This window comes from Acinetobacter sp. XH1741 (assembly GCF_041021895.1).
GTDB lineage: Bacteria > Pseudomonadota > Gammaproteobacteria > Pseudomonadales > Moraxellaceae > Acinetobacter.
The window spans coordinates 1,564,595-1,591,454 of sequence record NZ_CP157428.1 but is presented as its reverse complement, the minus strand read 5'-3'; the positions used below and the strand labels follow the sequence as shown (position 1 = coordinate 1,591,454).

23 protein-coding genes are annotated in these 26,860 nt (G+C 37.6%); 10 read left to right on the top strand and 13 right to left on the bottom strand.

Annotated features, from left to right (window positions below; translation table 11 throughout):
• Positions 1 to 50 precede the first annotated feature (50 nt).
• Positions 51 to 1,655, bottom strand: coding sequence for an isocitrate lyase (locus tag ABLB96_RS07660; protein WP_348896022.1), 1,605 nt, complete (start codon positions 1,653 to 1,655; stop codon positions 51 to 53).
• 587 nt (positions 1,656 to 2,242) lie between these two features.
• Here ABLB96_RS07660 and ABLB96_RS07655 point away from each other — a divergent pair.
• From ABLB96_RS07655 to ABLB96_RS07645, 3 genes are all read left to right on the top strand, one after another.
• Positions 2,243 to 3,232 (top strand): LysR substrate-binding domain-containing protein, encoded by a 990-nt coding sequence (locus ABLB96_RS07655; RefSeq protein WP_348896023.1) that lies wholly within the window; start codon positions 2,243 to 2,245, stop codon positions 3,230 to 3,232.
• 122 nt (positions 3,233 to 3,354) lie between these two features.
• A complete protein-coding gene (locus tag ABLB96_RS07650) occupies positions 3,355 to 4,680 on the top strand; it encodes a hemolysin family protein (protein WP_348896025.1) in 1,326 nt (441 codons plus the stop codon).
• Between the two features lie 547 nt (positions 4,681 to 5,227).
• On the top strand, positions 5,228 to 6,565 hold the full coding sequence (locus ABLB96_RS07645) for a CitMHS family transporter (RefSeq protein ID WP_348896026.1): 1,338 nt from the start codon (positions 5,228 to 5,230) through the stop codon (positions 6,563 to 6,565).
• Between the two features lie 47 nt (positions 6,566 to 6,612).
• Here the strand turns inward: ABLB96_RS07645 and ABLB96_RS07640 are convergent, their stop codons facing one another.
• Complete coding sequence (locus ABLB96_RS07640) at positions 6,613 to 7,125, bottom strand: hypothetical protein (protein ID WP_348896027.1); 513 nt, start codon at positions 7,123 to 7,125, stop codon at positions 6,613 to 6,615.
• A gap of 222 nt (positions 7,126 to 7,347) precedes the next feature.
• Here ABLB96_RS07640 and ABLB96_RS07635 point away from each other — a divergent pair, with 222 nt between their 5' ends.
• Complete coding sequence (locus tag ABLB96_RS07635) at positions 7,348 to 7,896, top strand: DUF2239 family protein (protein ID WP_348896028.1); 549 nt, start codon at positions 7,348 to 7,350, stop codon at positions 7,894 to 7,896.
• Between the two features lie 50 nt (positions 7,897 to 7,946).
• On the opposite strand, the gene cysN is transcribed toward ABLB96_RS07635, so the two are convergent.
• The 5 genes from cysN to lysS all read right to left on the bottom strand — a co-directional run bounded on the left by cysN (position 7,947) and on the right by lysS (position 14,041).
• On the bottom strand, positions 7,947 to 9,560 hold the full coding sequence (gene cysN / locus ABLB96_RS07630; protein ID WP_348896029.1) for a sulfate adenylyltransferase subunit CysN: 1,614 nt from the start codon (positions 9,558 to 9,560) through the stop codon (positions 7,947 to 7,949).
• A gap of 30 nt (positions 9,561 to 9,590) precedes the next feature.
• Complete coding sequence (gene cysD, locus ABLB96_RS07625) at positions 9,591 to 10,499, bottom strand: sulfate adenylyltransferase subunit CysD (protein ID WP_000140408.1); 909 nt, start codon at positions 10,497 to 10,499, stop codon at positions 9,591 to 9,593.
• Complete coding sequence (locus ABLB96_RS07620; RefSeq protein WP_081401316.1) at positions 10,492 to 10,623, bottom strand: hypothetical protein; 132 nt, start codon at positions 10,621 to 10,623, stop codon at positions 10,492 to 10,494. The genes cysD and ABLB96_RS07620 overlap by 8 nt, the downstream gene beginning before the upstream one ends.
• Positions 10,624 to 10,877: 254 nt before the next feature.
• Positions 10,878 to 12,323, bottom strand: coding sequence for a capsule assembly Wzi family protein (locus ABLB96_RS07615; protein WP_348896030.1), 1,446 nt, complete (start codon positions 12,321 to 12,323; stop codon positions 10,878 to 10,880).
• Between the two features lie 188 nt (positions 12,324 to 12,511).
• Positions 12,512 to 14,041: a lysine--tRNA ligase gene (lysS, locus tag ABLB96_RS07610; protein WP_348896031.1), complete on the bottom strand. Its 1,530-nt coding sequence runs from the start codon at positions 14,039 to 14,041 to the stop codon at positions 12,512 to 12,514.
• 257 nt (positions 14,042 to 14,298) lie between these two features.
• On the opposite strand from lysS, the gene ABLB96_RS07605 reads away from it, so the two are divergent.
• Positions 14,299 to 14,787, top strand: a complete 489-nt coding sequence (locus ABLB96_RS07605; protein ID WP_348896032.1) for a YqiA/YcfP family alpha/beta fold hydrolase — start codon at positions 14,299 to 14,301, stop codon at positions 14,785 to 14,787.
• Between the two features lie 50 nt (positions 14,788 to 14,837).
• Here the strand turns inward: ABLB96_RS07605 and ABLB96_RS07600 are convergent, their stop codons facing one another.
• Positions 14,838 to 15,278 (bottom strand): SRPBCC domain-containing protein, encoded by a 441-nt coding sequence (locus ABLB96_RS07600; RefSeq protein WP_348896033.1) that lies wholly within the window; start codon positions 15,276 to 15,278, stop codon positions 14,838 to 14,840.
• 442 nt (positions 15,279 to 15,720) lie between these two features.
• Between ABLB96_RS07600 and rubA the strand changes: the two genes are divergently transcribed.
• The 4 genes from rubA (at position 15,721) to oxyR (ending at position 19,074) form a co-directional block, all read left to right on the top strand.
• Positions 15,721 to 15,885 carry a rubredoxin RubA gene (rubA, locus tag ABLB96_RS07595; RefSeq protein WP_000760495.1) on the top strand — a complete coding sequence of 55 codons (165 nt, stop codon included), beginning with the start codon at positions 15,721 to 15,723 and terminating at the stop codon, positions 15,883 to 15,885.
• A gap of 94 nt (positions 15,886 to 15,979) precedes the next feature.
• Positions 15,980 to 17,161 (top strand): rubredoxin reductase RubB, encoded by a 1,182-nt coding sequence (gene rubB / locus ABLB96_RS07590; RefSeq protein WP_348896034.1) that lies wholly within the window; start codon positions 15,980 to 15,982, stop codon positions 17,159 to 17,161.
• 53 nt (positions 17,162 to 17,214) lie between these two features.
• Positions 17,215 to 18,159, top strand: a complete 945-nt coding sequence (gene estB / locus ABLB96_RS07585) for an esterase EstB (RefSeq protein WP_348896035.1) — start codon at positions 17,215 to 17,217, stop codon at positions 18,157 to 18,159.
• Positions 18,160 to 18,165: 6 nt separating this feature from the next.
• The gene (gene oxyR / locus ABLB96_RS07580) at positions 18,166 to 19,074 is read left to right on the top strand and encodes a LysR family transcriptional regulator OxyR (protein WP_002054474.1); all 909 of its coding nucleotides are present in this window, start codon (positions 18,166 to 18,168) and stop codon (positions 19,072 to 19,074) included.
• Between the two features lie 30 nt (positions 19,075 to 19,104).
• On the opposite strand, the gene ABLB96_RS07575 is transcribed toward oxyR, so the two are convergent.
• From ABLB96_RS07575 to mtgA, 3 genes are all read right to left on the bottom strand, one after another.
• Entirely contained in the window at positions 19,105 to 19,695 is a 591-nt protein-coding gene (locus ABLB96_RS07575) for an SPOR domain-containing protein (protein ID WP_348896036.1), read from the bottom strand.
• A gap of 237 nt (positions 19,696 to 19,932) precedes the next feature.
• A complete protein-coding gene (gene ppk1, locus ABLB96_RS07570) occupies positions 19,933 to 22,011 on the bottom strand; it encodes a polyphosphate kinase 1 (RefSeq protein ID WP_348896037.1) in 2,079 nt (692 codons plus the stop codon).
• 104 nt (positions 22,012 to 22,115) lie between these two features.
• A complete protein-coding gene (gene mtgA / locus ABLB96_RS07565; protein ID WP_348896038.1) occupies positions 22,116 to 22,793 on the bottom strand; it encodes a monofunctional biosynthetic peptidoglycan transglycosylase in 678 nt (225 codons plus the stop codon).
• 76 nt (positions 22,794 to 22,869) lie between these two features.
• Here mtgA and ABLB96_RS07560 point away from each other — a divergent pair, with 76 nt between their 5' ends.
• Positions 22,870 to 23,679, top strand: a complete 810-nt coding sequence (locus ABLB96_RS07560) for a rhomboid family intramembrane serine protease (protein WP_348896039.1) — start codon at positions 22,870 to 22,872, stop codon at positions 23,677 to 23,679.
• Position 23,680: 1 nt separating this feature from the next.
• Here the strand turns inward: ABLB96_RS07560 and ABLB96_RS07555 are convergent, their stop codons facing one another.
• Together ABLB96_RS07555 and ABLB96_RS07550 are read right to left on the bottom strand one after the other, a co-directional pair.
• Positions 23,681 to 26,140, bottom strand: coding sequence for an FtsX-like permease family protein (locus ABLB96_RS07555; RefSeq protein WP_348896040.1), 2,460 nt, complete (start codon positions 26,138 to 26,140; stop codon positions 23,681 to 23,683).
• A 3-nt stretch (positions 26,141 to 26,143) separates the two neighbouring features.
• Positions 26,144 to 26,836 (bottom strand): ABC transporter ATP-binding protein, encoded by a 693-nt coding sequence (locus ABLB96_RS07550; RefSeq protein ID WP_348896041.1) that lies wholly within the window; start codon positions 26,834 to 26,836, stop codon positions 26,144 to 26,146.
• Positions 26,837 to 26,860: the final 24 nt, after the last annotated feature.

The following is a 26,860-nucleotide window of genomic DNA, read 5'->3' as shown; positions in this document are numbered from 1 at the left end:
TCAATATAAAAAACCCGCTCATTTGAGCGGGTTTTTCATGAAATCAATTCTTAGTGAGCTGAGAATTGATTCATTGTGTTTTTAGAATCATCACCAGCTTTAAGAGCATTCTCACCAGCGAAGATTTCTTTGTGATCATCACCGATGTCTGAACCAGCCATTGCTTGGTGTTTCACACATGCGATACCGCCACGAATTTCTTTACGTTGTACGCCAGCAACATAAGCTAACATACCTTGGTCACCGAAGTAACCTTGTGCTAATTCATGAGTTGAAAGAGCAGCAGTGTGGTATGTAGGAAGTGTGATCAAGTGATGGAACACACCAGCTTCACGCGCAGCATCTGCTTGGAAAGTACGGATTTTTTCATCAGCATCAGCAGCTAATTCAGTATTGTCGTACTCAGCGCTCATTAATTTAGCACGGTCGTAAGCAGAAACGTCTTTACCTTCAGCAACCCAACGGTCATAAGCTTGTTGACGGAAGTTTAAAGTCCAGTTGAATGATGGGCTGTTGTTGTAAACAAGCTTCGCATTTGGAACTACTTCTTTAACACGGTTAACCATGTGTGCAATTTCTTTTACGTTTGGAGTCGGAGTTTCGATCCAAAGTAAATCAGCACCGTTTTGAAGGCTAGTGATACAGTCAAGTACAACACGGTCAATTTGAGTGCCTTCACGGAATTGATATAAACCAGAAGCTAAACGAGTTGGGCGATGTAATTTACCATCACGTTTAATTAAGATTTCATCATCAGTTGCTTCAGAAATATCAATTTCTTGAGTATCTAAGTAGCTAATATATTTAGATGCAATATCACCTGGCTCTTTAACTACTGGAATGCTTTGAGTAAGGTCAGCACCTTCAGAGTCAGTACGAGCAACGATAACACCCTCTTCTACGCCCATTTCTAAGAATGCGTAACGAAGAGCATGGATCTTAGCGATGAAGTCAGCATGTGGAACAGTTACTTTACCAGCTTGGTGACCACATTGTTTTGCATCAGATACTTGGTTTTCGATTTGAAGTGCACAAGCACCAGCTTCGATCATTTTCTTAGCAAGTAAGTAAGTTGCTTCTTCGTTACCGAAACCAGCATCGATGTCTGCAATAATTGGCACAACGTGAGTTTCAAAGTTGTCGATTTGAGCTGTGATTTCAGCTACTTTCGCAGAATCACCCGCTTCTTTTGCTTTATTTAAAGCACGGAACAAGTCATTTAATTCTTTTGCATCAGCTTGACGTAAGAAAGTGTAGATTTCTTCGATCAAAGCAGGTACTGAAGTTTTTTCGTGCATAGATTGGTCAGGAAGTGGACCGAATTCTGAACGAAGTGCAGCAACCATCCAACCTGAAAGGTAGATATAACGTTTGCTAGTAGTACCGAAGTATTTTTTGTTAGCAATCATTTTTTGTTGAGCGATGAAACCATGCCAGCAACCTAATGATTGAGTATATTTGCTTGAATCAGCATCGTATTCAGCCATATCACGACGCATAATCGCAGCTGTATACTTAGCAATATCTAAACCAGTTTTGAAACGGTTTTGAAGTTGCATACGAGCAGCATCTTCCGGGCTAATGTCTGCCCAAGTTTTGCCGAATTTTGCTTTTAATTCACGTACTGCATCAATCGCTGTTTGATATGTAGTCATGATATTGTCCTGTATTCATTTTAGGATTTCATCGATCGAAGCCTAGAGTCATGTTACTTAAATTTCTTATGACACAAGCTGCTCCTTCATGTACACAGCTTAGACTTAGCCAATCAATTAATCCAATATCCTTCGTTAATCTTCAGTATTTATTTAAAAAATATACCAATAAATCGATATTATAAGTAAAACTAAAAAACATAATAGTTTGTTTATAAAAACAAAATAATCCTAAAGGAGTATAGTATTTTGATCAAAAAACTATCTAAGTTTTATTTTTATACAATTTTAGAGATTTTTCCATTCATTTTTAGTCTTAAAAGTCAATTGTAAATTAGGCGATTTTTGCCAATGCAAAAAGTCAATCAAAATGCTAGAACATTAAAAATATTAAATAAAATTTTCCTTTAAATAAGTATGACTATAAAAACGGGTCAAAGATAATAAAATCGAGTGTTTGAAGTACTTTTCAAGCACACTTAATTTCAACAAAAAATGTTGTTTTTCTCATCATTTTTTCACACAATGTCCTTTAAATATGGCATAATTTGAAACAATTTCAGGGTTTTATTTTCGGTATTTTTTTTATGAATCTGGAGCGGGTAGATCTTAATCTATTAATATATCTTGATGTTCTTCTTCGTGAAAAAAACGTTACTCGCGCAGCCGAACAGCTTGGTGTTACTCAACCTGCCATGAGTAATATTTTACGCCGTTTGCGTAATTTATTTAATGACCCTCTCCTGATCCGCTCATCTGAAGGTATGACACCGACAGAACGCGCACTCGAATTACAACCGCGTATTCGTGATGCCCTTGCTGATCTGTCTATGATTTTGGAACCGCGTACCGAATTCCGCCCTTATACAAGTAATCGCGTTTTCCGCATTATGACTTCTGATTATGCTGAAGCCACCCTCGTTCCTCGACTTGTAAAAGCCCTACGCTCTGAAGCTCCAAATGTTGTACTCGATTTTCTTACCCCAAGTGATGTGTCATATAGAGACATGGAACAAGGGAAAGTTGATCTAGCAATCAATCGCTTCAATGAAATTCCACAAAGCTTCCACCAAGTTTTAGTTTGGCGTGATAGTTTTAGCTGTATTTTAAATGACAAACACCCTGCTGTTACTCATTTAAATTTAAAAAGCTATTTAGATGCACAACACATATGGGTATCTAAAACAGGTATGGGTGTTGGTTTTGGTGTAAACCCAGATAAACAAGGTGGCTTGGGCTGGATTGATCAGGCGTTAGAACGTATTGGTCAACGCCGCAAAATCTCTGTCTTTACTCGCCACTATCAAATGCCAGCATTACTTGCTCAAAATGTTGACTTGATTGCCACCCTCCCAACTCGAATGGCGCGTCTTCAAGCACAAAATCCTAAATTAGTGATTAAAGATCCTCCGTTTTATATTCCTGAGTTCGAACTTAAAATGGCATGGTGTCCATTATTACACCATCATCCAGCTCATCGCTGGTTACGCCAACTTATTCTCTTTGTTGCTCGCCAAATGATCGAAGAGGAAAATCGTGAATTCCTAACCAACAATTCACAATTTTCTCACTATTAAATAAATCATAATTTAATAGTCCTTTTAAATATTATCTTTAAGCGCTGAGCAATCAATCTGATTACCTCAGCGCTTTTTTGTGTTAAAACATAGTCATAATAATGATGATCCTCGGGTGATTTGTGAGTCTCTTTCAAAATATCATTATCATCGTACTGCTCATCATCGCAGCAGGCTTTTTATCTTTAACTGAAATCGCTCTAGCGGGTGCCAGAAAAGTAAAGTTAAAAATTCTAGCCGAAGCTGGCGAAGAACGTGCTCAAAAAGTACTTGATTTACAAGAACAATCTGCAGATTTTTTTGCAGCTTCTCAAATTGGCTTAAATGCTGTTGCAATCTTAGGCGGTATCTTGGGTGAAGCTGCATTTCGTCCTTTTTTCGTCACCTTAGTTGACCGTTTCTACGTAGGACCCTGGTCACAAACGATTGGTTTCGCCCTGTCCTTTACTTTAGTGACATCGCTCTTTATTTTATTTGCCGATCTTATGCCGAAACGTTTGGCTATGATTGCCCCTGAAAAAATTGCAATTAGTGTTATTAACCCTATTCAGGTTTTTATTAAGGTTTGCAAACCTTTAGCTTGGGGAATTAATGCAATTGCGAATCTGTTGTTTCGCTTATTTAAAGTAAATACAACTCGCGAAGACAATATTACCTTTGATGATATTTCAGCAGTTATGGATGCTGGTGCTCAAGCAGGTGTCCTTCAAAAACAAGAACATCATTTTATTGAAAATGTTTTTGAACTCGAAGAACGCAACGTACCATCGAGCATGACGACACGTGAAAATGTAGTTTATTTCACATTAAATGAACATGAAGACAGTATTCGACAAAAATTAGCAGAATATCCTTATTCAAAATTTTTAGTGTGTAATGAAAACATCGATCAGGTTATTGGTTATGTAGATGCTAAAGATTTCCTTGTTCGCATTTTAAATAATCAATCACCGACTCAACTAAATGAATCAACCATACGTAATGTTCTTATTATTCCCGATACGCTAACACTTTCTGAATTACTCGACCGTTTCCGTTCAACAAAAGAAAAATTTGCAGTCGTAATTAATGAATATGCACTTGTTGTAGGTGTTATTACTTTAAGCGATATTATGATTACTGTTATGGGCGATTGGGTAACTCCTATTGAGGAAGAGCAGCAAATTATTAAACGTGATAATAATTCATGGTTAATTGATGGTAGTACACCAATTGATGACCTAAGACACGCTCTAGAAATTGATGAAATGCCAGATGAAGAAAATTACGAAACACTTGCCGGTTTTATGATGTACCGTTTACGTAAAATTCCTCGTCCAGCAGATTTTGTTGAATTCGGAGGTTATAAATTTGAAGTTGTTGACGTAGATCATTTTAAAATTGATCAATTATTAGTAACTCGCGTATTAGAAAAGTCTGATTTACAATCACCAACTGATGAAAATTGATTTATTTTGGTGCAAAATATCCTGCTAAATGCAGGATATTTTTTAATGTAGTTAATAGCTTTTAAATCACCATCCTCATTTAATATTTTCCATTAAAAGTTTAATTAATTACCCTAATCATATTTTTTAATATATTAATTAAGCTTGGGATTCAGATAAAAAGTTAAATTAAATCGAAATAAAAATTTGCAAATTAAACATTTACAGCAATCTCTATCTTCTATAACGTAGTGAAAAGTAGCCATTGTAAATGGATATACTTCTCATTTCAGTCATCAAATAAGTATAATTTTTAAAAATATATGCCAATTTTAAATATGATAAAGGCATTATAAAATTAGATAATAAGTATTATATATAATGAACGGACTATACCATTATTATATATGTTCAGTATTTCATCAAAATATACCTTTCTAAATGAATATATATTAACCAAATAAACTAAATATATTATTTGTCTTTTTAATAAAAATTCATAAGAATAATCAAGGTCAGAGTTTTGAATAAACTTGTTCAGTAAAACTAAAGGCAAAGGATTGATTGTATGCTGACATTACTTGGTGTTGGCATGATTTTATGCTTCATGTATTTAATCATGTCCAAACGTTTAAGCCCTATTATTGCTTTAATTCTTATCCCATTTATTTTTTCTCTTATTGCCTGGGGTCTTGGTCATTACTTTGAAAGCTTAAGTCATATTGAGCTCAAAGGCCTCAGTGAAATGATGCTAGAAGGCATCAAAAAACTTGCGCCTACTGGCGTAATGCTATTATTTGCAATTTTATATTTTGCCTTAATGATCGATGCAGGTCTTTTCGATCCACCGGTTAAATGGATTTTGAAAAAAGTTAAGGGTGATCCTTTAAAAATTACATTAGGGACTGTTTTTTTAACTACATTAGTGTCTCTTGATGGCGATGGCTCAACCACTTATATGATTTGTGTGGCTGCTATGCTACCGCTTTATCAGCGCCTAGGTATGAATACACTTATTATGACAGCACTCATGCTGCTATGTAGTGGTGTAATGAACCTAACTCCATGGGGCGGCCCTACTGCCCGTGCAGCAAGTGCTCTTCAAGTTGATCCAAGCCATATTTTTGTACCTATGATTCTTCCTATGGTCATTAGTATTGGCTGGTTATTCTTCTTAGCATATTTATATGGTCGTTATGAGCAAAAACGTTTAGGGGTTATTGAGCTTGAAAGTCATCACGGTGACAACATTACAGTTTCAAAAGATCCTGAAGCGACGCGTCCACATTTACGTAAAGTAAATATGGTGCTCACCATTATTCTTATGATTGCATTGATTAAAGGTATTTTACCGATGTCAGTGTTGTTCATGCTGGCATTCTGTATCGCTATGCTCATCAACTATCCTGATGTTGATATGCAGAAAAAGCGTATCGCTATGCATGCAGATAGCATCTTGGCTGTGGTTGGTTTAATTTTTGCGGCAGGTATTTTTACAGGTATTTTATCTGGCACAGGCATGGTTGAAGCGATGTCTAAAGAATTTGTCGCAATGATTCCTACAAGTATGGGGCCATATCTTGCGCCAATTACCGCTTTAGTGAGCATGCCTTTGACATTCTTTATGTCAAATGACGCGTTCTTCTATGGTGTATTGCCAATTCTTGCTGAAGCCGCTTCACATTATGGTATTAGCCCAGAAGCGATTGCTCGTGCTTCAATCGTAGGTCAACCTGTACACTTATTATCACCACTTGTTCCATCAACTTACTTGTTATGTGGCCTTGCTAAAGTCGATTTTGCAGACCACCAAAAGTTCACTTTTAAGTGGGCATTTATTACTTGTATGGTGTTGATGGGTACAGCTTTAGTGATTGGTGTTTTCCCGCTGTTCAGCGCAGTTTAATCACATTTACTATAAAAAATAAAAGCCCCAATTGGGGCTTTTATTTTTTATTTATTTACATATTCAATCATGGCGTCTAAGAACGCATGAAAGTGCAATGTAATATCTTCTTCTAAAATTTTATAGGCATTATCAAATTGCACCATTGGCCAACCTTCTTTCCAAAATGGAAAAATATTATGCAAATCATGGGTAACGATTGCATCTTCTCGAACAATTGCTTGTGAAATTTGCGCCAGAACTTGTGCTGTTTCTGCACCATCAATAGCAAGATAATCAATACCACGCGCTTTTAAAATACGAATTCGATCTTTTTTATAGCGAATTTTTTTAGCTTGGCCTGCATTTAAACCTAATGCAAGAGTAACAGCCTCTACAAACTTCTCTTCAAAACTTGTATTTAGTGCTACCAAAGCCTGTTTATGTGCTTCCTGACGCCCTGCTTTTCCCCCGTTACGGATGATCTCATTTGCTTCCGTATCTAGCTTATCTTTTTTCATAGACTGTAAGATGTCTAAAATTTCGATATCGCTTAAAGATTCAGGAGATTGCTCAAACATAGGAGTCCTTATACATACAACTAAAGGCGTATTCTCTCATAAAAGCGATACTAAAGCAGAGTAAAATTTTAAATAGCCTATTATTTTGACTATTTTTATAGTCCTAATTTCAGAGACTACACTCCTAAAATTAGCTAATTCTTTAGTTATAATTTTAATTATTTGCCAAATTAGTTTTACCCTGATAATATCATTTTACCCTGATAAAAATATGCGGCTAAAATGAATACTAAAATCACTTATACTGCTTTCACCGGAAGCACGCTTATTGCGAGTGACTCCCTTGTCGAACTTGCAAAAAAAATCAAAGATCGTCCTAAAACAACAGAAAATATTCTGATTTTTAATGATCAAACAGGTCAACAAATTGATCTTGATCTTTCTGGTTCGGAACAAGAATTTCAACAGCGCTATGCTGAACCGGAAGAAATTAAAAAAGTTGGTCGACCTAAACTTGGAGTAATTTCGCGTGAAATCACTTTACAGAAAAAACATTGGGATTGGTTAGATCAACAAAGTGCGAGTGCATCAGCAGTTATTCGCAAATTAATTGATAAAGAGTTAAATAATCCAAATTCTGAAGGCAATATTATGCTGACCAAACAAGCCATCGACCGTTTTATGTCTGCCATGTTAGGCAATATGCCAAATTATGAGGAAGCAACACGCGCCTTATATCAAGGTGATCGAGATACATTCTTAAAGATGATTCAAAGCTATCCTAAAGATTTGAGAGAATATTTAACTTCAAAAACTCAAAGTATTTTCTAAATTCAATAAAAAACCCGCTTACGCGGGTTTTTAGAATCATTTTCAATCTATTAAAGACGAACCAATTCCACAATTTTTTCTACTGCTTCTTCTACCGTTTCAGCAGTTATCTCTGTATCTATACCATCCACAGAAGTTGTAATAATTACAACACCTGTCTCACGTAATAGAACCAATTGCTCAGCTGTTAAGCTTGCTTTCGCGATTGCAACTACGCCTTGCTGGATTAGCAAACTTTCTAAGGCTTGAGCTTTTTCAATTAATGGTACAGAAACACCAATAACCGCAGGTTTTTGACCTAAACGAGCAGCACGGTCTTCAGCAGTAACAGGATTGCTATGAGCAGTCCATTCTACAGCCGCCTCTATCATCCCGGCACCCACAGTCACGTTACTTAAACGGTCAATAAAAATAAACGAGCCTGTGTAACGTGAATCTTGATATTGGTCAAATACTACTGGAGCATCAAACTCAACTACCACATCGGCAATCGCATTTAACTCAAGCTCTTCTACCTGAGTATGCTCGAGTGTATTTACGTTCACACGGTAGTGAATATTGGTCACTTTTGCTGGAACAGTTTGAGTACCAATCTTAATGTTATACAACTTACCTTTTACAAGCGGGTGTTCATTCATCCATACCACTGAAGCACGAACACTTCTTGAGATTAATGGCTGCTCACCTGCACGAACTAGCACGTTACCGCGGCTAATATCAATTTCGTCATTTAACGTTAATGTAACTGCTTGACCTGCAACTGCCTGCTCAAGATTACCGTCAAAAGTAACAATTTCCTTAACCGTAGAACGCTTACCAGAAGGCAACGCTACAATTTCGTCACCTACTTTAATTTCACCTAAAGCAACAGTACCAGCAAAACCACGGAAGTCGAGGTTTGGACGGTTCACATACTGAACAGGGAAACGGAACTCGTGTTTGTTTGATTCGCGGCTAATTTCTACAGACTCAAGAATACTCATTAAGGTTTGACCCTTGTACCAAGGAGTATGAGCAGATGGATTTACAACGTTATCGCCATTTAAAGCAGAAATTGGAACAAACAAAATATTGGCTGGGCGGCGCTCACCTAATTGGCTTACAAACGCATCATATTCAATCTGAATTTCATTAAAACGTTCAGGAGAATATTCAACCAAGTCCATTTTATTAATGGCAACAACAATATTTTTGATACCAAGCAAACTTGCAATAAACGTATGGCGACGGGTTTGCGTTTGAACCCCATAGCGCGCATCAATCAAAATGATTGCAAGATCAGCGGTCGATGCACCAGTTGCCATGTTACGGGTATATTGTTCATGTCCCGGTGTATCAGCAATAATAAATTTACGCTTTTCAGTCGAAAAATAACGATACGCCACATCAATGGTAATACCTTGCTCACGCTCAGCTTGTAAACCGTCTACAAGTAATGCCAAGTCTGGTGCATCACCCGTCGTACCGACTTTTTTACTATCACGGGTTACGGCTTGTAATTGATCTTCATAGATCAATTTTGAATCGTAAAGTAAGCGACCAATTAAAGTACTTTTACCATCGTCTACGTTACCGCAAGTCAAAAAGCGTAAAAGGTCTTTTTGTTCATGTTGTTTTAAATAAGCCAGAATGTCTTGGCTGATTAAGTCTGATTGATGAGACATTGCTCAAACTCCACAAATTTAGAAACTGTCTTAGAAATAGCCTTCTTGCTTTTTCTTTTCCATTGAGCCTGCTTCATCATGGTCAATCATACGACCTTGACGCTCAGAACTTGTCGCCAAAAGCATTTCCTGAATAATTTCAGGCAATGTATCAGCTTCAGACTCAACCGCACCAGTCAATGGGTAACAGCCAAGTGTACGGAAACGTACAGACTTCATTTGCGGAACTTCACCCTCTTTTAAACGCATACGTTCATCATCTACCATAATGAGCGTACCGCTACGCTCAACCACAGGACGTACAGCAGAGAAATAAAGAGGAACAATTTGAATATTTTCTAAATAGATATATTGCCAGATATCCAACTCTGTCCAGTTTGATAATGGGAATACACGAATACTTTCGCCTTTGTTCACTTTACCATTGTAAAGATTCCAAAGTTCAGGACGTTGGTTTTTAGGGTCCCAACGGTGTTTGCTATCACGGAATGAATACACACGCTCTTTGGCACGTGATTTTTCTTCATCACGACGTGCCCCCCCAAAAGCAGCATCAAATTGATATTTATCCAAAGCCTGTTTTAAAGCTTGGGTTTTCATAATATCTGTATATTTTGAGCTACCATGATCAAATGGATTGATTCCTGCTTCACGACCTTCTTTGTTCTGATGCACAATTAAATCAAAGCCATGCGTTTTCGCCATGTTATCGCGAAATGCGATCATGTCTTTAAACTTCCAACCTGTATCTACGTGTAGTAAAGGAAAAGGAAGCTTAGCAGGGTAAAATGCTTTCAATGCAAGATGAAGCATTACAGCCGAGTCTTTACCAATTGAGTAAAGCATAACTGGATTTTCAAATTCTGCCGCAACTTCACGGATAATATGAATACTTTCAGCTTCAAGTTGCTTGAGGTGCGTAAGTCTTGATTCAGTCATGAACACGTCCTTCTCTATCCATTTTGCCCATAAAATCTAGAAGTGGTATTAAACCACCACTTAGAAGACCATGTGGAGGAACGAGTGCCATAACAACTCCAATTTTTCGTGATAAATAATCCAACCACAAGCCTTTATGAGGCTTATAGCATTAGTTATGCATTATAGTGATTTAAAACTGTTTTCTTTTGCTTGTTTTTTCATATTGATATTCAAATTCATCATATAAATGTAAAATACTGATTTGCATAACTAACCCATTCATCCTAGCTCGCATCATTAACTGAGGCAAATCACCATCTCATCTTTAGATTTCTGTAAATACAATAAAAAAGAGAAGCCATTCTAGCTTCTCTCTTTCTAAGCACTATTTAGGTCTTAAAAACCAAACATTTTACGTTCTAATGGAATTTCAACACCTACAGAAACGCCATTATCTCGACCATTACGATCTGAGTCTGTTATCCAACCATTAATTTTTAATGGAAGTGTTGGTTTTATATAATGTGTCCAAGTCAAGTCTAAGCCTTTAATTGTATCCTTCTCAGGAAAAGCCTGATTGACAGCAAGGCTTAAAGGATTAAGTTTGGCATAGAGAACACGTCCACTTAAACGATTCATCGTATCAAAGCTGATATTACCGCCAACTGAATACATTTGACCATCACCACCCATACCATGGCCTAATGGAAAACCTTGTTGGTAAAAGCCATCATGATATACATAATGTGTATAAGAAATTCCAGTTTTCTCTCCGAGATTTGTACGAGTATCAGCCCATTCTGCATACAGCTGATATGGCATATTTTTATAAACTGATGAAAAATCTGTACCTGCAAGATACATCCATTTTGCAGGCAAATAACCTGCTTCATCTTCACCAATCATCTGTCCATATATACTTACAGGGATCTGCAATAAAGGCTGTAAAGATAAACGGGCATCAAATCCACCTAATTGATTTGATGGATCTTCACTACCATCTTGTACATTGTCATGGCCAGCTATTGCTTTCCAGAAACGGTCCCAGTTTTCAGGACGATCGCCACCGCCAAATTGTATTGCTCGAGATGCACCTAATTCTAGATAAGGTAAAGGCTGTGCAGTCAAACGCATGCCCAGTAATTTAACTCCAGGATCAGATTGGTAATCCTGTAATCGACCAGCAAATAATTGATATTGCCAAGGTCCAATCCAAGATAACCATTTTGTTTCAAAAGCGTCTTGTACAGCACGTTGCATGGTCACACCATACACAGGACGACTTGCATCTCCTCGAATCAAACTACCATCATGTGCAGGCCCCCAATAGGTTGGAACTTGTCCAGCAATCACCCATTGATTCCAAAATTTCCCTGCTAAATATGACCCCTCAACATTTACTTTATGGTTGTTCTTAATAAGTAATTTATCTTCTGCATTGACACGGAGTTTGGCATCCCAATTTTCTCCTCCTGCATTAAACTCTGCAGAAATCTGATATTTTGCATTTTGTTGATCAGCAAAAGTATGTGGCATTGCTTTTGGATCAGTTTCAGCAAACACACCAAGCTTCACAGTTTCATTATCAGCATCTAAAGCATGCTTTACTGAATCAACAACTTTTTGCTGCGCATTATTATTAATTTTAGCCTGAGATAAGGCACGCTGAATTTCATCCCCACTCAATGGCCAAGTTGAGGTGCTGATTTGAATGACACCCTGTTGATTTAACCAGTTTAAATCTGCGCGTAAATTCGCATCATTTAACACTAAACCTTGTGCAAAAACAGCTGATGAGGCAGCCGCTAATAATGCAATTGAAAGTGTTTTTCTTAAAAACATGTCAGCACAATTCTCAAAGTTATTTATGAGCAACACATTAATTTTTTTATCACAATTTTGCAATTGTTAAACTGTGCAATTACATTTTTTAACGGGGCTTTAAGTTTTCTATAATTTAAGTGTTTTTTATATATAAATAGTTAATAAAAAAGGCAGTATAAACTGCCTTTTTTATTTTGAAGATTAAATTAACCTTCTTTACGACGCATATGCGGGAACAAAATTACATCACGAATACTCGGTGCATCAGCAAAAAGCATAACCAAACGGTCAATACCAATACCTTCACCAGCTGTTGGCGGTAAACCATATTCAAGCGCTTCAACAAACTCTGCATCGTAATGCATTGCTTCATCATCACCTGCATCTTTTTCCTCTACCTGAGCTTGGAAACGTTCAGCCTGATCAATCGGGTCATTTAACTCACTAAAGCCATTTGCCAATTCACGACCACCGATGAAGAATTCAAAACGATCAGTAATGTGTGGATTATCATCATTACGGCGAGCCAGTGGAGAAGTTTCCGCTGGGTATTCAGTAATAAAGGTAGGTTGACGAAGTTTAGTTTCAACAGTTTCTTCAAATACAATTGTTTGAAGCTTACCTAAACCAAAACCAGGTTTAACTTGTTCTTTTAATTCCTCACGAACAAATTTTGCAAGGAATTCACGGTCACCTACATTTTCTGGCGTAAATTGAGGGTTATTTTCTAAAATCGCATCAAACATAGAGATTTTTTTGAATGGCCCTTTAAAACTGAATACTTCGCCTTGGTAAGGCACATCAGTTGTACCTAAAATATCAAGAGCTAACTTTTCAAGCATGTTTTCAGTTAAAGCCATCAAGTCTTTATAATCAGCATATGCCTGATAAAACTCAATCATTGTAAATTCAGGGTTATGACGCGTTGATACCCCTTCATTACGGAAGTTACGGTTAATTTCAAACACACGTTCAAAACCACCAACAACCAAACGCTTTAAATAAAGTTCAGGTGCGATACGCAAGAATAACGGCATATCCAAAGCATTATGATGTGTTTCGAATGGACGTGCAGATGCACCACCTGGAATCACATGCATCATTGGCGTTTCCACTTCCATAAAACGCTCATTGTTTAAAAATGCGCGAATACCTGCAACCACTTTGGCACGGATTTCAAAAGTTTTACGTGTTTCTTCATTTACAATTAAGTCAAGGTAACGTTTACGGTACTTAACTTCTGTATCATTCAGACCATGGAATTTATCTGGTAATGGACGAAGTGATTTTGTAAGAAGTTCAAAACCTTCTAAGTGAACATATAAGTCACCTTTACCAGAACGGCCAATATAACCTTCAGCGGCAATAATATCGCCTAGGTCCAAACCTTTAATTGTTTCGAGTATGTCTTTAGGTAAACCTTTACGGTCAACGTATAACTGGATACGGCCAGTCATGTCTTGGATAACCATAAAAGAACCACGGTTTAGCATGACACGGCCAGCAACTTTTACATAAACATGTTCAGCGCTTTCGATTTGTTCTTTCGACTGATCCTTAAATTGTTCTTGTAGATCAGCAGCGTAATGTTCACGTTTGAATGTATTTGGCCAAGGACTCTTTCCAGTATCCTTTGCAACCTCTTGGATTTGCTTTAATTTGGCATGACGCTGTGCAATTAAATCGTTTTCGGAAATAGTTGGTTCAGAAGTCGATTGAGCGTTTTGTTGCGTCATCTCTGCCTCGGTTAAGTAAAAATGAAGTGACATAGCTTAACAGATTGCTGAAGTTTTTCGAATGATTTCAACGAAACAAAAATGAAAAAAGTCAAACCGTCCACATTAAGCTTATATTGAATGACAAAAATTACTTAGACCAATCGCTAAGATCATTTTTTTTTAGCTTTAAGTAAAATATAAAAAAATCCAAATAACCTCAATTTTAGAAGGCCTCTTTTGCCTTTTATTTTATCTATGAGATTGTGTAGTAAATAATGAAAATTCTATTTTTACATGGCTTGGATTCTTCTCGAGAATCAACAAAGTTCCATGCTATTTTACATCCTGAAAAATTTTGTATTGACGTCGATTATCGTAACTTAAGTTATGCCTCAGTTAAAGATTTTTATCATCAAGCGATTGAAACCATTAAACCTGATTTATTGGTCGGTCATAGCCTTGGTGGTTACTGGGCTTTAAAAACTGCTGCTCAACATAAATTAGCTGTTGTTGTTGCCAACCCTAGCCTTACTCCTAACTTTCGTGGTGATTATCCTCACCTTTGTGATGAAGACTTGGATCATTCTAATCCTAAAATGGCTTATTTAGAGTTAGGAGATGAGCAACTTGATATGTATCAAGTACAAGAAAAGCTTTCACCTTATATGACAATAGAAACATATGAAGGCGGCCATCATCGTCTTGCTTATCCGTCTCGCCTGAATGATCTGATTATAAAAATTCATAAAAAATACTTTGCATAACCTTATTTATAGACTTCAATCATTCAGACTAAAAAATTAAACCTTATGAATTAATTCTGTTCTGCAATGTATTTAACAGCTTCAAAACCTTGGACAAAGCCACTTTTTAACATGCCGATATATTCAGGTAAGGTGGCTATTTCAACTTTCAAAATGGTTACGCCATTTTTTTGGCTTAAATAATATTTCTCTAGTGAACCGCTCCATACTTTCACCTCTTCACTTTCCAAGTCTTCTTTACCATCTTTAATCATTCCTAAGTGTTTAAAAATCAAAATCTCAGGCTTTTTCATTTCATCGATTGTGGAAACCATGCCATTCCCTTCTCCATCAAGGAAATACGTTTTTCCACCTACTTGCCAGTCGGTATGCATTGAAGAGCTAGGAGCAAAAAATTTCGTCCAAGCATTATATGTTTCACTATTCCAAAGTATGTCCCATACTTTTTCTATGGGTGCTTCAATTTCTACTTCATATATTAAAGTTTCCATATTCGATATCCTTATCCTTTGTTACTTAAGTGTTCACTAGATTTCTCGATTTATATAAATATCAATTTATCTGTCTACTTATTAATCAGATTACGTTTTTAGATGGATTATTTATATGAATGCTTTGATCTTTTTGTAACCCTTCATATCACTTACAGCGTTCTTTCATTAATAAATTCATAAAAATATTTTCTTTATTAGATATTTATGTTGAAGTTTTGCCTAAATAACCACTTATTTGTCTTGATATGCCATTCATCTTTGCTTATGAATGATTAAACTCCCTTATGTGCTTTACTTTAAATGTATAACTGCGTAAAAATTTGATATCCGATCAAAGCTACATTAGTTATTATTGAACGGATCGTAGTTACATTATTAATAGATGGAATAGTTTTACTGAAAGGCAGCTTTGAGCAAACTTATCAGTGCGGAGAGTCTCATGAAAAAATATCAATGTATCGTTTGTGGATGGATTTATGATGAAGCAGAAGGTTGGCCACAAGACGGCATTGCAGCAGGAACAAAATGGGAAGATATCCCTGATGACTGGACTTGCCCTGATTGTGGCGTTTCAAAAGCTGACTTTGAAATGATCGAAATCTAAGAACTTAAAGTAAAAGGCCATGATCAACATGGTCTTTTTTACGAATATTCCCAATCACTGTATTCAATAAATAATTCTAACTCTGGAGAGAAAAATGCATCCTATCGTCATTATCGGATCAGGCATGGCGGGTTATACCTTAGCACGTGAGTTTCGTAAGCTTAGCCCCGAGCAAGAACTTGTGATGATTTGTGCGGATGATGCAGTGAACTATGCAAAACCAACGTTATCAAACGCATTTGCAGGTAAAAAAGCACCAGAACAAATTCCTTTAGGTGATGCTGCTAAAATGGGTACTCAACTCAATATGCGTATTGAGCCATTTACTTGGGTAAAAGAAATTTTAGCTGAGCGTCATGAGCTGGTTTTAGAAAAAGACGGCGTAACGTCGAAGCAACCCTATTCAAAATTAGTTTTGGCTATCGGTGCTAACCCCATTCGTCTAGCAATTGCTGGTGATGGTAGTGATGATATCCATGTTGTTAACTCACTCATTGATTATCGTACCTTCCGTGAAAATCTAGAAAAGCGCAAAGACAAGCGCGTTGTGATTTTGGGTGCTGGTTTAATCGGTTGTGAATTTGCCAACGACTTACTTCATAGTGAACACGATATAACAGTAATTGATTTAGCACCTCAACCATTAGGTCGTTTATTGCCGACACACATTGCTTCAGCATTCCAGCAAAATCTTGAACAAGCTGGTGTTAAGTTTGCCTTAGGCACAACCGTTGAAAAAGTAAATAAAATTAATAATGGCGAAGACTACGCAGTTACATTGGCAAATGGTCAAACTTTGGTAGCTGACATCGTACTTTCCGCGATTGGTTTACAACCCAATATATCTCTTGCTCAAAGTGCAAATATTCACACTAGCCGTGGTGTGATTACCAATAGCTTGCTTGAAACGAATCAAGCAGATATTTATGCCATTGGGGACTGTGCAGAGGTAAATGGTACCCTGCTTCCATATGTCATGCCGATTATGCAGCAAGCTCGTGCTTTAGCAAAAACGTTAAGCGGGCAACAAACAGCTGTACATTATCCTGCTATGCCAGTTGCAGTAAAAACTCCGGCTGCCCCACTTACGGTTTTACCTGCTCCGGTTGATGTTGACGTAAATTGGGAAACGGAAGAGTACGACGATGGTATGCTTGCTAAAGCAATTGACAATGAAGGAACATTGCGTGGCTTTGTATTGTTAGGTGCAACAGCAGGCAAACAACGTTTAACTTTAACTAAGCTTGTTCCAGATCTTATTCCTGCCCAAGCATAAGGTTTAAAACAGGAATACTCATAATTTGAGTATTCCCTCAAGGAATGAATAACATGAATAGCGCCTTACAATTTAGTATTTCACCGTACACTCCCTTTATGCAAGAAACCAAAGTCAACTTAGGCAATGGGATTGAGTTACATGTTGAAGTAGGTGGAAAACCAGAAAATCCAACCATTTTGCTTATTATGGGCTTAGGTGCCCAAATGCTTTTTTGGCCGGACTTTTTCTGCAAATCACTCATTGACCAAGGTTTCCGTGTTATTCGTTTTGATAACCGCGATATTGGCCTTTCTTCGAAAGTACGTCATCAGGGTAAACGTTTAAATACCATGAAGTTGATGGGCCGCTTTGCTTTAGGACTCAGTAATCAGGGCGCGCCGTATACCTTGTACGATATGGCAGATGATGTATCTATGCTCCTTGACCGTTTAGGAGTAAACAAAGTACATGTCATTGGGGCTTCCATGGGCGGGATGATTGCACAAATTCTTGCTGCAAAATATCCAGAAAGAGTAGAAAAACTCGGTTTGATGTTTACAAGTAATAATCAGCCATTTCTACCTCCTCCATTTCCTAAACAACTTTTAAGCTTGATTGGCAAACCAGAATCACGTGATGAAGAAGGGATTGTTAACCACAGCTTAAAATTATTTCAATTGATTGGCTCACCTGGTTATATTAATCATATTGAAGCTATTCAAACTGCACGAAAACTTTATCAACGTAGCTATTATCCTGCTGGTGTACTTCAACAGTTTTTAGCAATATTATGTACAGGTTCCTTACTTCAACTGGACCGTGAAATTAAGCAACCTACTTTAGTCTTACATGGCTCTCGTGACCGCTTACTTCCACCTAGTCATGGTAAGGCTGTAGCAAAAGCAATTTCCGGTGCTAAGTTTGAATTAATTGATGGAATGGGGCATGATATCCCTGCCCATTTTATTCCACAGCTTAGCGGTTTATTTGCGCATCATTTTAAATCATCATACTAGGACACTATGGCTGCATTACCCTCACTAAGACAGCTATCATATTTAGTTACGTTGTCGGAAACTTTGCATTTTACTGAAGCAGCACGCCGCTCTTTTGTTACCCAATCGACTTTATCGGGCGGCATTATGGAGCTGGAACGGCTACTAGGTGGCGTTCTGGTTGAGCGTGACCGTCAGAATGTGCGTTTAACGCCGTTGGGTGAGCAAGTCGTTGCTCGAGCCCGTGTACTGCTAGCAGATGCTCAAGATTTAATGCGTTTAAGCCGTGAAATGAGTGAACCATTAACTGGTGATCTTCATTTGGGTGTTATTCCAACAATTGCACCTTTCATCCTGACACGGTTACTTGATGAGGTGCATCAGCAATTACCAAAGATTCAGTTGCATTTACATGAAGCTCAAAGTGAGAAAATTGTAGAGCGCTTAGAACATGGTAATTTGGACATGATCGTCCTTGCCCTACCTTTTGACACAAGAAGTCTAAAAGTAGCTGAAATTTCAAAAGAAAATTTATATCTTGTTTGCAGTAAACAAGATACGAATGCACTTCAAGCAAATTCACTTGATGACCTTGATTTGTCGCGTCTTATTTTGCTTGAAGAAGGCCACTGTTTACGTGACCACGTATTAAGTGCTTGTCCAATTGGTGAGCGTAAAAATGATAACCGCTTAAAAGCAAGTTCATTACCAACATTAGTCGAGATGGTTTCTTCTAATTTAGGTTTTACGCTTTTACCAGAAATCGCAATTGAAAATAGTATGATCAAGTTTAATGATCAAATTACTGCAAAACCAATTGAAGATGCACCAAGTCGTACTTTGGCACTTGTTACTCGTAAAAGTACGCCATTACAAAGCGAGTTTGATGTACTGCTGCAAATCATGCAGAAAATTACTACAAATTTACATGAATAAAAAAAAGGAGTCTTCGGACTCCTTTTTCTTTTACTGTGCTGTTAAAGATGCCCATTTAAAGACCCAAGCTGATTTCAAATCCAAGCTCTCATCTGAAATTATTTTTTCTCGAATGATCTGTGCAATCGCATAGTCATTGGCTGGGTCTACCATGACTCGTATTCCTTTTGTGGTTGGGCTAGTCACAATCTTATATCCTTTCGCCTGCAATTGAGACTGGATCATATTTGCTTTATTTTGATTAGGTGCCAATGCAACTTGTACCATCCATTTTTTTTCGCCATTTTCTAAAATTTCTTTCGCCACCGCTGCATCAAGTTGTTTTTTATTCTCAAGATTTTTCTTTTCATCTATTTTTTTAAATTGACTATCTTCAACTTTCTTTTGTGCTACTAATTCATCTTGAGTAGATTTTCTTTTCTGGACAGTTATTACCTTGTTTTGTGTTTCATTTTTCTTATTTTTTTCCTTAGAAGGTTGTACAAAGTAGGGATATATCATTTGATCATCATATTTATGAAAAACAATAATATCTCCATAGCACTTTTGATCTGCATAGGCAGTCACTGGCATTATCCCCAAAAATATTCTAATAAATAAACTTTTAATAAAGCCTTGCATATTATTCACTTACCAAAGTTAAGTATATTTAATGGCGCGTATTAAAGTAGATTTCACTTAATTTGTATATTTTTTAAATTCAATGTTTTATGCAAAGAATCACATATTTTTAAAACATATTGCGGTGATTCAAATTATTATCGTATATCCTGCAACCATTTGAGAAAGCACATTAAATTATTATGAATTTCAAGCAATTAAAAAGCCGACATGAAGTCGGCTTTTTAATATTAAGTTTTATTTAAATGTTTCTAATAGTACTCTTTGAGCATTATGTAATTTTTCACCCTCAGCAGGCTGCGCACGTACCCAAGTACCATCCCCTTGTAATAACCAAGCTTGCTGATTGTCTTGCAAATAATTAAGAAGGCCTTGCTGATAAATACGTTTTTTCAACGCAGGATCTTCAATTGGGAAACATGCTTCAACACGATTGAATAAGTTACGATCCATCCAGTCTGCACTTGAGCAATAAATACGTGCATCACCGTTATTACTAAAATAATAAACTCGGGTATGCTCAAGGAAACGCCCTACAATCGAACGTACACGAATATTTTCCGATAAATTTGGTAAGCCTGGACGTAAGCAACAAATCGAACGAATAATGAGATCTACCTGTACTCCTGCTTGAGAAGCTTCATACAGTTTATTAATGAGCTGAACTTCAGTTAATGCATTGACCTTCACAATAATTTGAGCTTTACGACCGGCTTTTGCATTGGCTATTTCTTCATCAATAAAATTAATGAGTTGAGCATGCAAAGTAAATGGCGCATGGAGTAACTTTTTCAGTTTTGCCATTTTGCCCATACCGGTTAACTCTTGGAAGATACGATGTACATCTTCACACAAGTCTTTATCGGTCGTCATGAGGCCATAATCGGTATAAATACGGGCATTCATGGCATGGTAGTTACCTGTGCCTAAATGAACATAACGCACCAATTTATTGTTTTCACGGCGTACCACCATAATCATTTTGGCATGGGTTTTATAACCTACAATACCGTAAACAACGACTGCTCCTGCTTCTTGAAGTACATTTGCCACCTCAATATTTGATTCCTCATCAAAACGGGCACGCAATTCAATGACTGCTGTTACTTCTTTTCCATTACGTGCTGCTTCTGCCAAAATCTGCACAATTTCAGAGTCGGCACCACTACGATAAAGCGTCTGTTTAATTGCAAGTACTTGTGGATCACGCGCAGCTTCACGTAGTAACTGAATAACCGGAGCGAATGACTCAAAGGGATGATGAAGCAAAATATCCTGTTTTTGCATTGCCGAGAAAATACTCTCGGTTTTTTTAAACACTTTCGGTACGACTGGTGTATGTGAGTCATAACGTAAATGAGGACGCTTAAAGTTGGACACTAAACGTGCCAAGTTCACAGGACCATCAACTTTATATAATTGTTCTTCGTTTAAATCGAACTCTTCAAGTAAATACTCATAAATATGCTTTGGACAGTTATGAGTCACTTCTAAACGAACTGCACGGCCAAATCGACGTGAACTCAACTCACCTTTTAAAGCTTTTGCTAAATCTTCAACATCTTCATTGAGAGCCAAGTCTGCATTACGCGTAACACGAAATTGATAACATCCAGTTGCAGTCATACCTGGGAATAAGTCAGATACATGTTCATGAATAATTGCAGACAGCATGACATGGTGCTCTTTTCCACCTGTTAACTCATCCGGTAATCGTACAACACGTGGTAGTGAGCGCGGCGCTGGTACTACTGCTAAATCAATCTGACGGCCAAACGCATCTTTACCTTCTAAGGTCACAATGAAGTTAAGGCTTTTGTTAACTAAACGTGGAAATGGGTGAGCCGGATCTAAGCTAATGGGTGTTAAAACAGGTGCAACTTGTTCTTGAAAGTATTTTTTCACCCAAGCAGATTGCGCTGGTGTCAACTCACCACGACGTAAAAAGCAAATATCTTCTTCACGGAGTTTAGGTAAAATTTCTTCATTTAAAATACGGTATTGACGCTCAATTGCAGCGTGAGCAGTTTCAGAGATTTTTTGTAAGACCTGTCTTGGCGTTAAACCATCTGGACTTCGACTTTCGTTGCCCAGAGCAAATTGCTCCATGACTCCAGCTACACGAATTTCGAAGAACTCATCCAAATTACGCGAAAAAATGAGTAAGAAATTCATTCGCTCAAGTAATGGATGTAAAGGGTCTACAGCTTGCTCTAATACACGCAAATGAAAGTCAAGAATAGACAATTCACGATTAATATAACGGTCGTTATAACTATATTCTGTTGGGGTCGTTGCTGTAATCGCTGTATTCATGTCTAACTCTATCTCTTTCCAACCAAAATCTCTGCAAACCAGTATGCTGCAAAATTATGTCAATTTGATAAACACTAAAAAAATAACACATATTTAACACAGCATTAATCAGGAATTGGGGTGCTATTCATATAACGTAAAATAATGCGTTTTCTATATTGTAGTTTACGATCATCGTGATGATCTTGATAATATTTTGGATCAGGCAATAACGCTGCTAAAAAGGCAGCTTGTTCTCTCGTTAAACTTTTGGCACTTTTACCATAATAATATTGAGCAGCAGCTTCAACACCATATAAATGTTTGCCAAATTCAACCGAGTTCATATATACCTCAAGAATTCGGTGTTTTGACCACATTCGCTCCATCATCCAAGTCGCTACGGTTTCTTGGCCCTTACGAATGAAAGAGCGTTTATTATATAAAAATAAGTTCTTTGCAAGTTGTTGAGATACGGTAGAACCACCAGCAACAACTTCCCCTTCTTCATTATTGCGCTCTAGCGCAAAACGAATACCATTCCAGTCAAAACCGTGATGGTGGATAAATTTTGCATCTTCGGCCGCCAAAATCGCATGCTTAAAATTGTCGCTAATATCATCATAGTCACGCCATTCATGAATAATTGGTTTAGAGGTATCTGACCAATAATCAATTCGCATAAACATGGTGGTATCAACTTCATGTGTACGCCACCAGACTAAACTTGAAAAAATCCAAAGCTGAATAAGAAGAATTGCCCCAATAAAAATTAACAACACGCGAACAATAAAAGCTTTCATGTTCGTCTTGATCTCCTGTATTCAACTTTTTTCATGTTAAGCTGTAAAGCATGTTCATATATAACAAAAGCATAGCATGACTCAATCTCAGCCTCCGCACATTAATCGTAAACTCAATGTACAAGCTTGGTGGCTGACCGCCCTACTGATTTCGATTAATGTTGCTTTGTTTATCTGCCAAATCTTATCTGGTGTCGACATTAGTGACCCGGCCATAAAAGATGCCCTTCACTGGGGTGCAGATTTTACACCACTTACTTTTACTGGACAGCCAGAACGTTTGTTCACCAGCATGTTTTTTCATTTTGGTATCATTCACCTTATGCTTAACATGTGGGCCTTATATATCTTTGGTAATGTCGCTGAAGCATTATTTGGCCGACTATATTTTATCGGCCTATATTTGCTTGCTGGCCTATTTGGCAGCCTTTTAAGCAGCTATATCAACATTCAACATGGGCATGAACTACTACAGCATTTTGATCAGAGCTTACTTCCTCACGTGAGTGCAGGCGCTTCGGGTGCGGTGATGGGCCTAGGCGCTGCGTTAACAGTCCTTTCATTATTTCCACCATTGCCTCATCAAGCCTATCTACTCGACAAAAAAGCACTCTTAATGATTATGGCGATTAACCTGATTTTCGGTTTTGTCGCAACAGGGATTAATAATGCTGCTCATGTCGGCGGGATGATTATTGGCGCATTCCTCGCTCTGATTTGGTATTTAAGTTACCGTACCAAACTTAGTATGACCTTAAAATTTTTAGGGCTACTCGGAGCACTTTTCATTACGGTCGGATTCTATATTTACTGTAATCAGCTCAACTCTCCATTACTTCCGCTTTGGCATGAAGTTTTAATCCAGAACCCGGAAATGCTTCCCTAATTTAAATCTGGTTTAGCTCCCGTAAGCTTTGTAATGGCGGTAAGTTACACAAATAACCTAGTCGATATCGACCGATCAGGGCGCAAAGTAGCATCATGGCAAGAGGTAGAATCAACCATATTTCGATATGCGATTGTAGAGCCATGTTCATTTTATAACTTGCAATTGCACTAATTACCTCGGCAAAACAGCAGGCAACAATGCCTGCTAATAACCCTAAAAAGCCAATTTCAAAACTGAGCATGTGCTTCATTTTATTTTTAGATAAACCAAATGAACGTAACAAAGCGACTTCTCGACGGCGCTCATCCATTAATAAATTTAAACAAGCAATTAATACCAATATTCCAGAAAAGCCTACTAATGCTGCTAGTACAGTCACAATTTTGACTATTACATTCATTAAGCGCTTCACTTCATCCAAAATACGGTCAACGTCAATAAACACTGTGTTGGAAAACTGCTGAATGATACTAATCATTTTAGGTTGATCTGGTTTTGGCACATAAAAACTACCCAAATAACTTCCAGCATTTTCATCGAATGTTTTAGGTGAAAAAATAAAGAAAAAATTAGGGCTAAAACTTTCCCATTCAACACTCCTGAAGTTTACGACTTTAGCCTGCAAGGTACCGTCTGGCAGACCAAAGGTAAGCTTATCTCCAATTTGGATGCCTAGACTTTCAGCAGTTTTTTCCTCGACTGAAACTTGTCCTACAGCGTTAAAACCAGCTTGGCCTTTTGTAATGACATTGTCACTTGGTAGGGTGTTTGATTGAGTTAAATTTAATTCACGACGTAAGGAGTTATTTTGTTTTATTGCATCTTCCGAGAAAGGAACATCATTCTTTGTAAGTAAGCGCCCACGAACATTGGGGTATAGCGGCGTGCTTTGCCAACCATGTTGCTTTAACTGTTGCTCAAAATCTGTTACTACAAATGGAGGCAAACCATAAACAAACTGGTTAGGTGTGCCCTCTGGTAACTGCTGTTGCCACCGCTCTAATAAATCTGTTCTTAGTACGCTTAATACCGTAATGAGGCTTAATCCCAAAGCCAAAGCTGTAATTTGCAAGGCACTTTGAGAGGGAGAACGAATATAAAAAGACAAACGGGTTTTCATCTTTTTTAAACTACGAAGCAATAGCCAAACAACGAGGTAAAGCGAAATACAAAGCACAATAATGGCAGTTAACACCCAAATACTAAGCATTAAGTTTTCACTTAAAACCAAGCTAAAAATAACTAGACTGCTGATCCCTGCAAAAAACATAAAGAATAATGATTTTCGGGATTTTGCCTGCTCTCGAATGACACGAATAGGTGGTGTATTTAGAAGCTCCCAAATGCTTGGCAGAATAAATCCAAGGAGCACAATCACACTGGTAAAAATAGCAATCGGTAATGGGCCAAGTAAAAAGCCGACGACTGAGAAACTTAATTCTAATTGCGGAATCAGTTGTAGCATGAGTTCGAGCAAGCCATAGCCCATGATGACGCCTAACAGGCTACCTATTCCAATTGAAATTGCGCTAACAACACAAAGCAACCCAATATAGGCCCATAAAATTTGAAACTTACTGGCCCCTAAACAACGTATTAAAGCAATATGATCTTGGTTTTGCTGAACGTAACGTTGACTCGTTAAAGCAATCGCAATACCACACAATAAAATCGTTAAAATATTGGCAAGTTGTAAAAAGGTATCGAGGTTCTCAAGTGGACGTAATAATCTACTATTTGATTCACTAGCATCCCGTAACCGTAAACCTGTGGCTTCTTCCTGATCATTTACAGGTTTATGTTGTTGTTTAAATTGCTTACTAAAGTTCTGAACCTGTTCAGGTTGACCAGACATTAATAGTCGATAATCGATTCTACTTCCAGTTTGAATTGCATGGGTTTTAGCAATGTCTGCCTGATGAATAATAACGGTAGGCGAAAACCCAGAAAAACCCAACTCTTGATTTGAATCTCGTACAATAAGACCGCTAAAGCGAAATTCTGCATCAGCAATAGATACAGCATCTCCTAGTTTAACTTTCAGTAAATCGGCTGCTCTCTGACTCAACCATACTTGGCCCGGCTGAATGCTATGAACACGAGGAGCAATATCAAGATGTCCTCTTAATGGAAATGCAGGTTCTATCGCTTTTACATTGACCATGACAAACTGATCTTGAGTATGCGCCATAGAACTAAACATGATCACATTGGTTTGTTTTAAACCAAGTTTTTCTGCCTCTTTTTTCCATTTTGAGTCTATCGGCTCATTATTTGATAGAACTAGATCGGCTGCTAACATTTGTGACGCTTGCAGACTTACCGCATTTTTAACCTGATCATTACTGAACTTGAGAGCGGTTGTTGCGCTAATCGCAAGTGAAAGCGCAATAATAAGTAAATAAAGCCCACCTGTACGAAAACTCTGTAGCAAAAGTGGCTTAAGTAAATTACGCATATTTTAGCCACCCTGCACTGTCTTTAATTGACCGCCATCTAGTTCAATATGACGTTGGCAAAGCGCCGCTAAATTACGGTCATGCGTGACTAAAATCAGCGTCGTACCAAGCTCTCGATTTAAATCAAAAAGCAAACCTTCAATTTCTTGTGCTGTTTGACTATCTAAATTTCCGGTAGGTTCATCGGCAAAAATAATTTGCGGCTCTGCAATTAATGCACGGGCAATTGCAACACGTTGCTGTTCTCCCCCAGAGAGGACTTTAGGGGTTTGCTCTGCCTGGCGACTTAAACCCACTCGATGTAACCACTCCAATGCTTTTTGTTCAGCCACTTTATACTCAAAGTCTTTGCGTAACCGAAGCGGTAACATCACATTTTCAAGTGCACTCAACTGTGGTAAAAGCTGGAAAGACTGAAATACAAAACCAATATGCTGCATTCGAATTTGAGCACGCTGTTCTTCTGTCAACTGGTGTACTGCCTGACCGCATAACCAAACCTCACCTTCAGACGGTTGATCTAACGTTGCTAAAATCCCCAATAGTGTCGATTTACCAGAACCTGAACGACCCGTAATTGCTACCTGCTCACCTTCATAAATGTCTAAATCAATATTTTTTAAAATCGTAAATTGATTTTGATTAATCTGAATAGTTTGTGTAACTTGATGGGCAGCAATGATGGGTTGTGGCATGATGTAATCAGTCCTATATATTTT

Bases quoted from the DNA above. Each gene is read 5' to 3' on its own strand.
- ABLB96_RS07660 (WP_348896022.1), bottom strand. From the start codon at position 1,655: ATGACTACATATCAAACAGCGATTGATGCAGTACGTGAATTAAAAGCA.
- ABLB96_RS07655 (WP_348896023.1), top strand. From the start codon at position 2,243: ATGAATCTGGAGCGGGTAGATCTTAATCTATTAATATATCTTGATGTT.
- ABLB96_RS07645 (WP_348896026.1), top strand. From the start codon at position 5,228: ATGCTGACATTACTTGGTGTTGGCATGATTTTATGCTTCATGTATTTA.
- ABLB96_RS07640 (WP_348896027.1), bottom strand. From the start codon at position 7,125: ATGTTTGAGCAATCTCCTGAATCTTTAAGCGATATCGAAATTTTAGAC.
- ABLB96_RS07635 (WP_348896028.1), top strand. From the start codon at position 7,348: ATGAATACTAAAATCACTTATACTGCTTTCACCGGAAGCACGCTTATT.
- cysN (WP_348896029.1), bottom strand. From the start codon at position 9,560: ATGTCTCATCAATCAGACTTAATCAGCCAAGACATTCTGGCTTATTTA.
- cysD (WP_000140408.1), bottom strand. From the start codon at position 10,499: ATGACTGAATCAAGACTTACGCACCTCAAGCAACTTGAAGCTGAAAGT.
- ABLB96_RS07615 (WP_348896030.1), bottom strand. From the start codon at position 12,323: ATGTTTTTAAGAAAAACACTTTCAATTGCATTATTAGCGGCTGCCTCA.
- lysS (WP_348896031.1), bottom strand. From the start codon at position 14,041: ATGACGCAACAAAACGCTCAATCGACTTCTGAACCAACTATTTCCGAA.
- ABLB96_RS07605 (WP_348896032.1), top strand. From the start codon at position 14,299: ATGAAAATTCTATTTTTACATGGCTTGGATTCTTCTCGAGAATCAACA.
- ABLB96_RS07600 (WP_348896033.1), bottom strand. From the start codon at position 15,278: ATGGAAACTTTAATATATGAAGTAGAAATTGAAGCACCCATAGAAAAA.
- rubA (WP_000760495.1), top strand. From the start codon at position 15,721: ATGAAAAAATATCAATGTATCGTTTGTGGATGGATTTATGATGAAGCA.
- rubB (WP_348896034.1), top strand. From the start codon at position 15,980: ATGCATCCTATCGTCATTATCGGATCAGGCATGGCGGGTTATACCTTA.
- estB (WP_348896035.1), top strand. From the start codon at position 17,215: ATGAATAGCGCCTTACAATTTAGTATTTCACCGTACACTCCCTTTATG.
- oxyR (WP_002054474.1), top strand. From the start codon at position 18,166: ATGGCTGCATTACCCTCACTAAGACAGCTATCATATTTAGTTACGTTG.
- ABLB96_RS07575 (WP_348896036.1), bottom strand. From the start codon at position 19,695: ATGCAAGGCTTTATTAAAAGTTTATTTATTAGAATATTTTTGGGGATA.
- ppk1 (WP_348896037.1), bottom strand. From the start codon at position 22,011: ATGAATACAGCGATTACAGCAACGACCCCAACAGAATATAGTTATAAC.
- mtgA (WP_348896038.1), bottom strand. From the start codon at position 22,793: ATGAAAGCTTTTATTGTTCGCGTGTTGTTAATTTTTATTGGGGCAATT.
- ABLB96_RS07560 (WP_348896039.1), top strand. From the start codon at position 22,870: ATGACTCAATCTCAGCCTCCGCACATTAATCGTAAACTCAATGTACAA.
- ABLB96_RS07555 (WP_348896040.1), bottom strand. From the start codon at position 26,140: ATGCGTAATTTACTTAAGCCACTTTTGCTACAGAGTTTTCGTACAGGT.
- ABLB96_RS07550 (WP_348896041.1), bottom strand. From the start codon at position 26,836: ATGCCACAACCCATCATTGCTGCCCATCAAGTTACACAAACTATTCAG.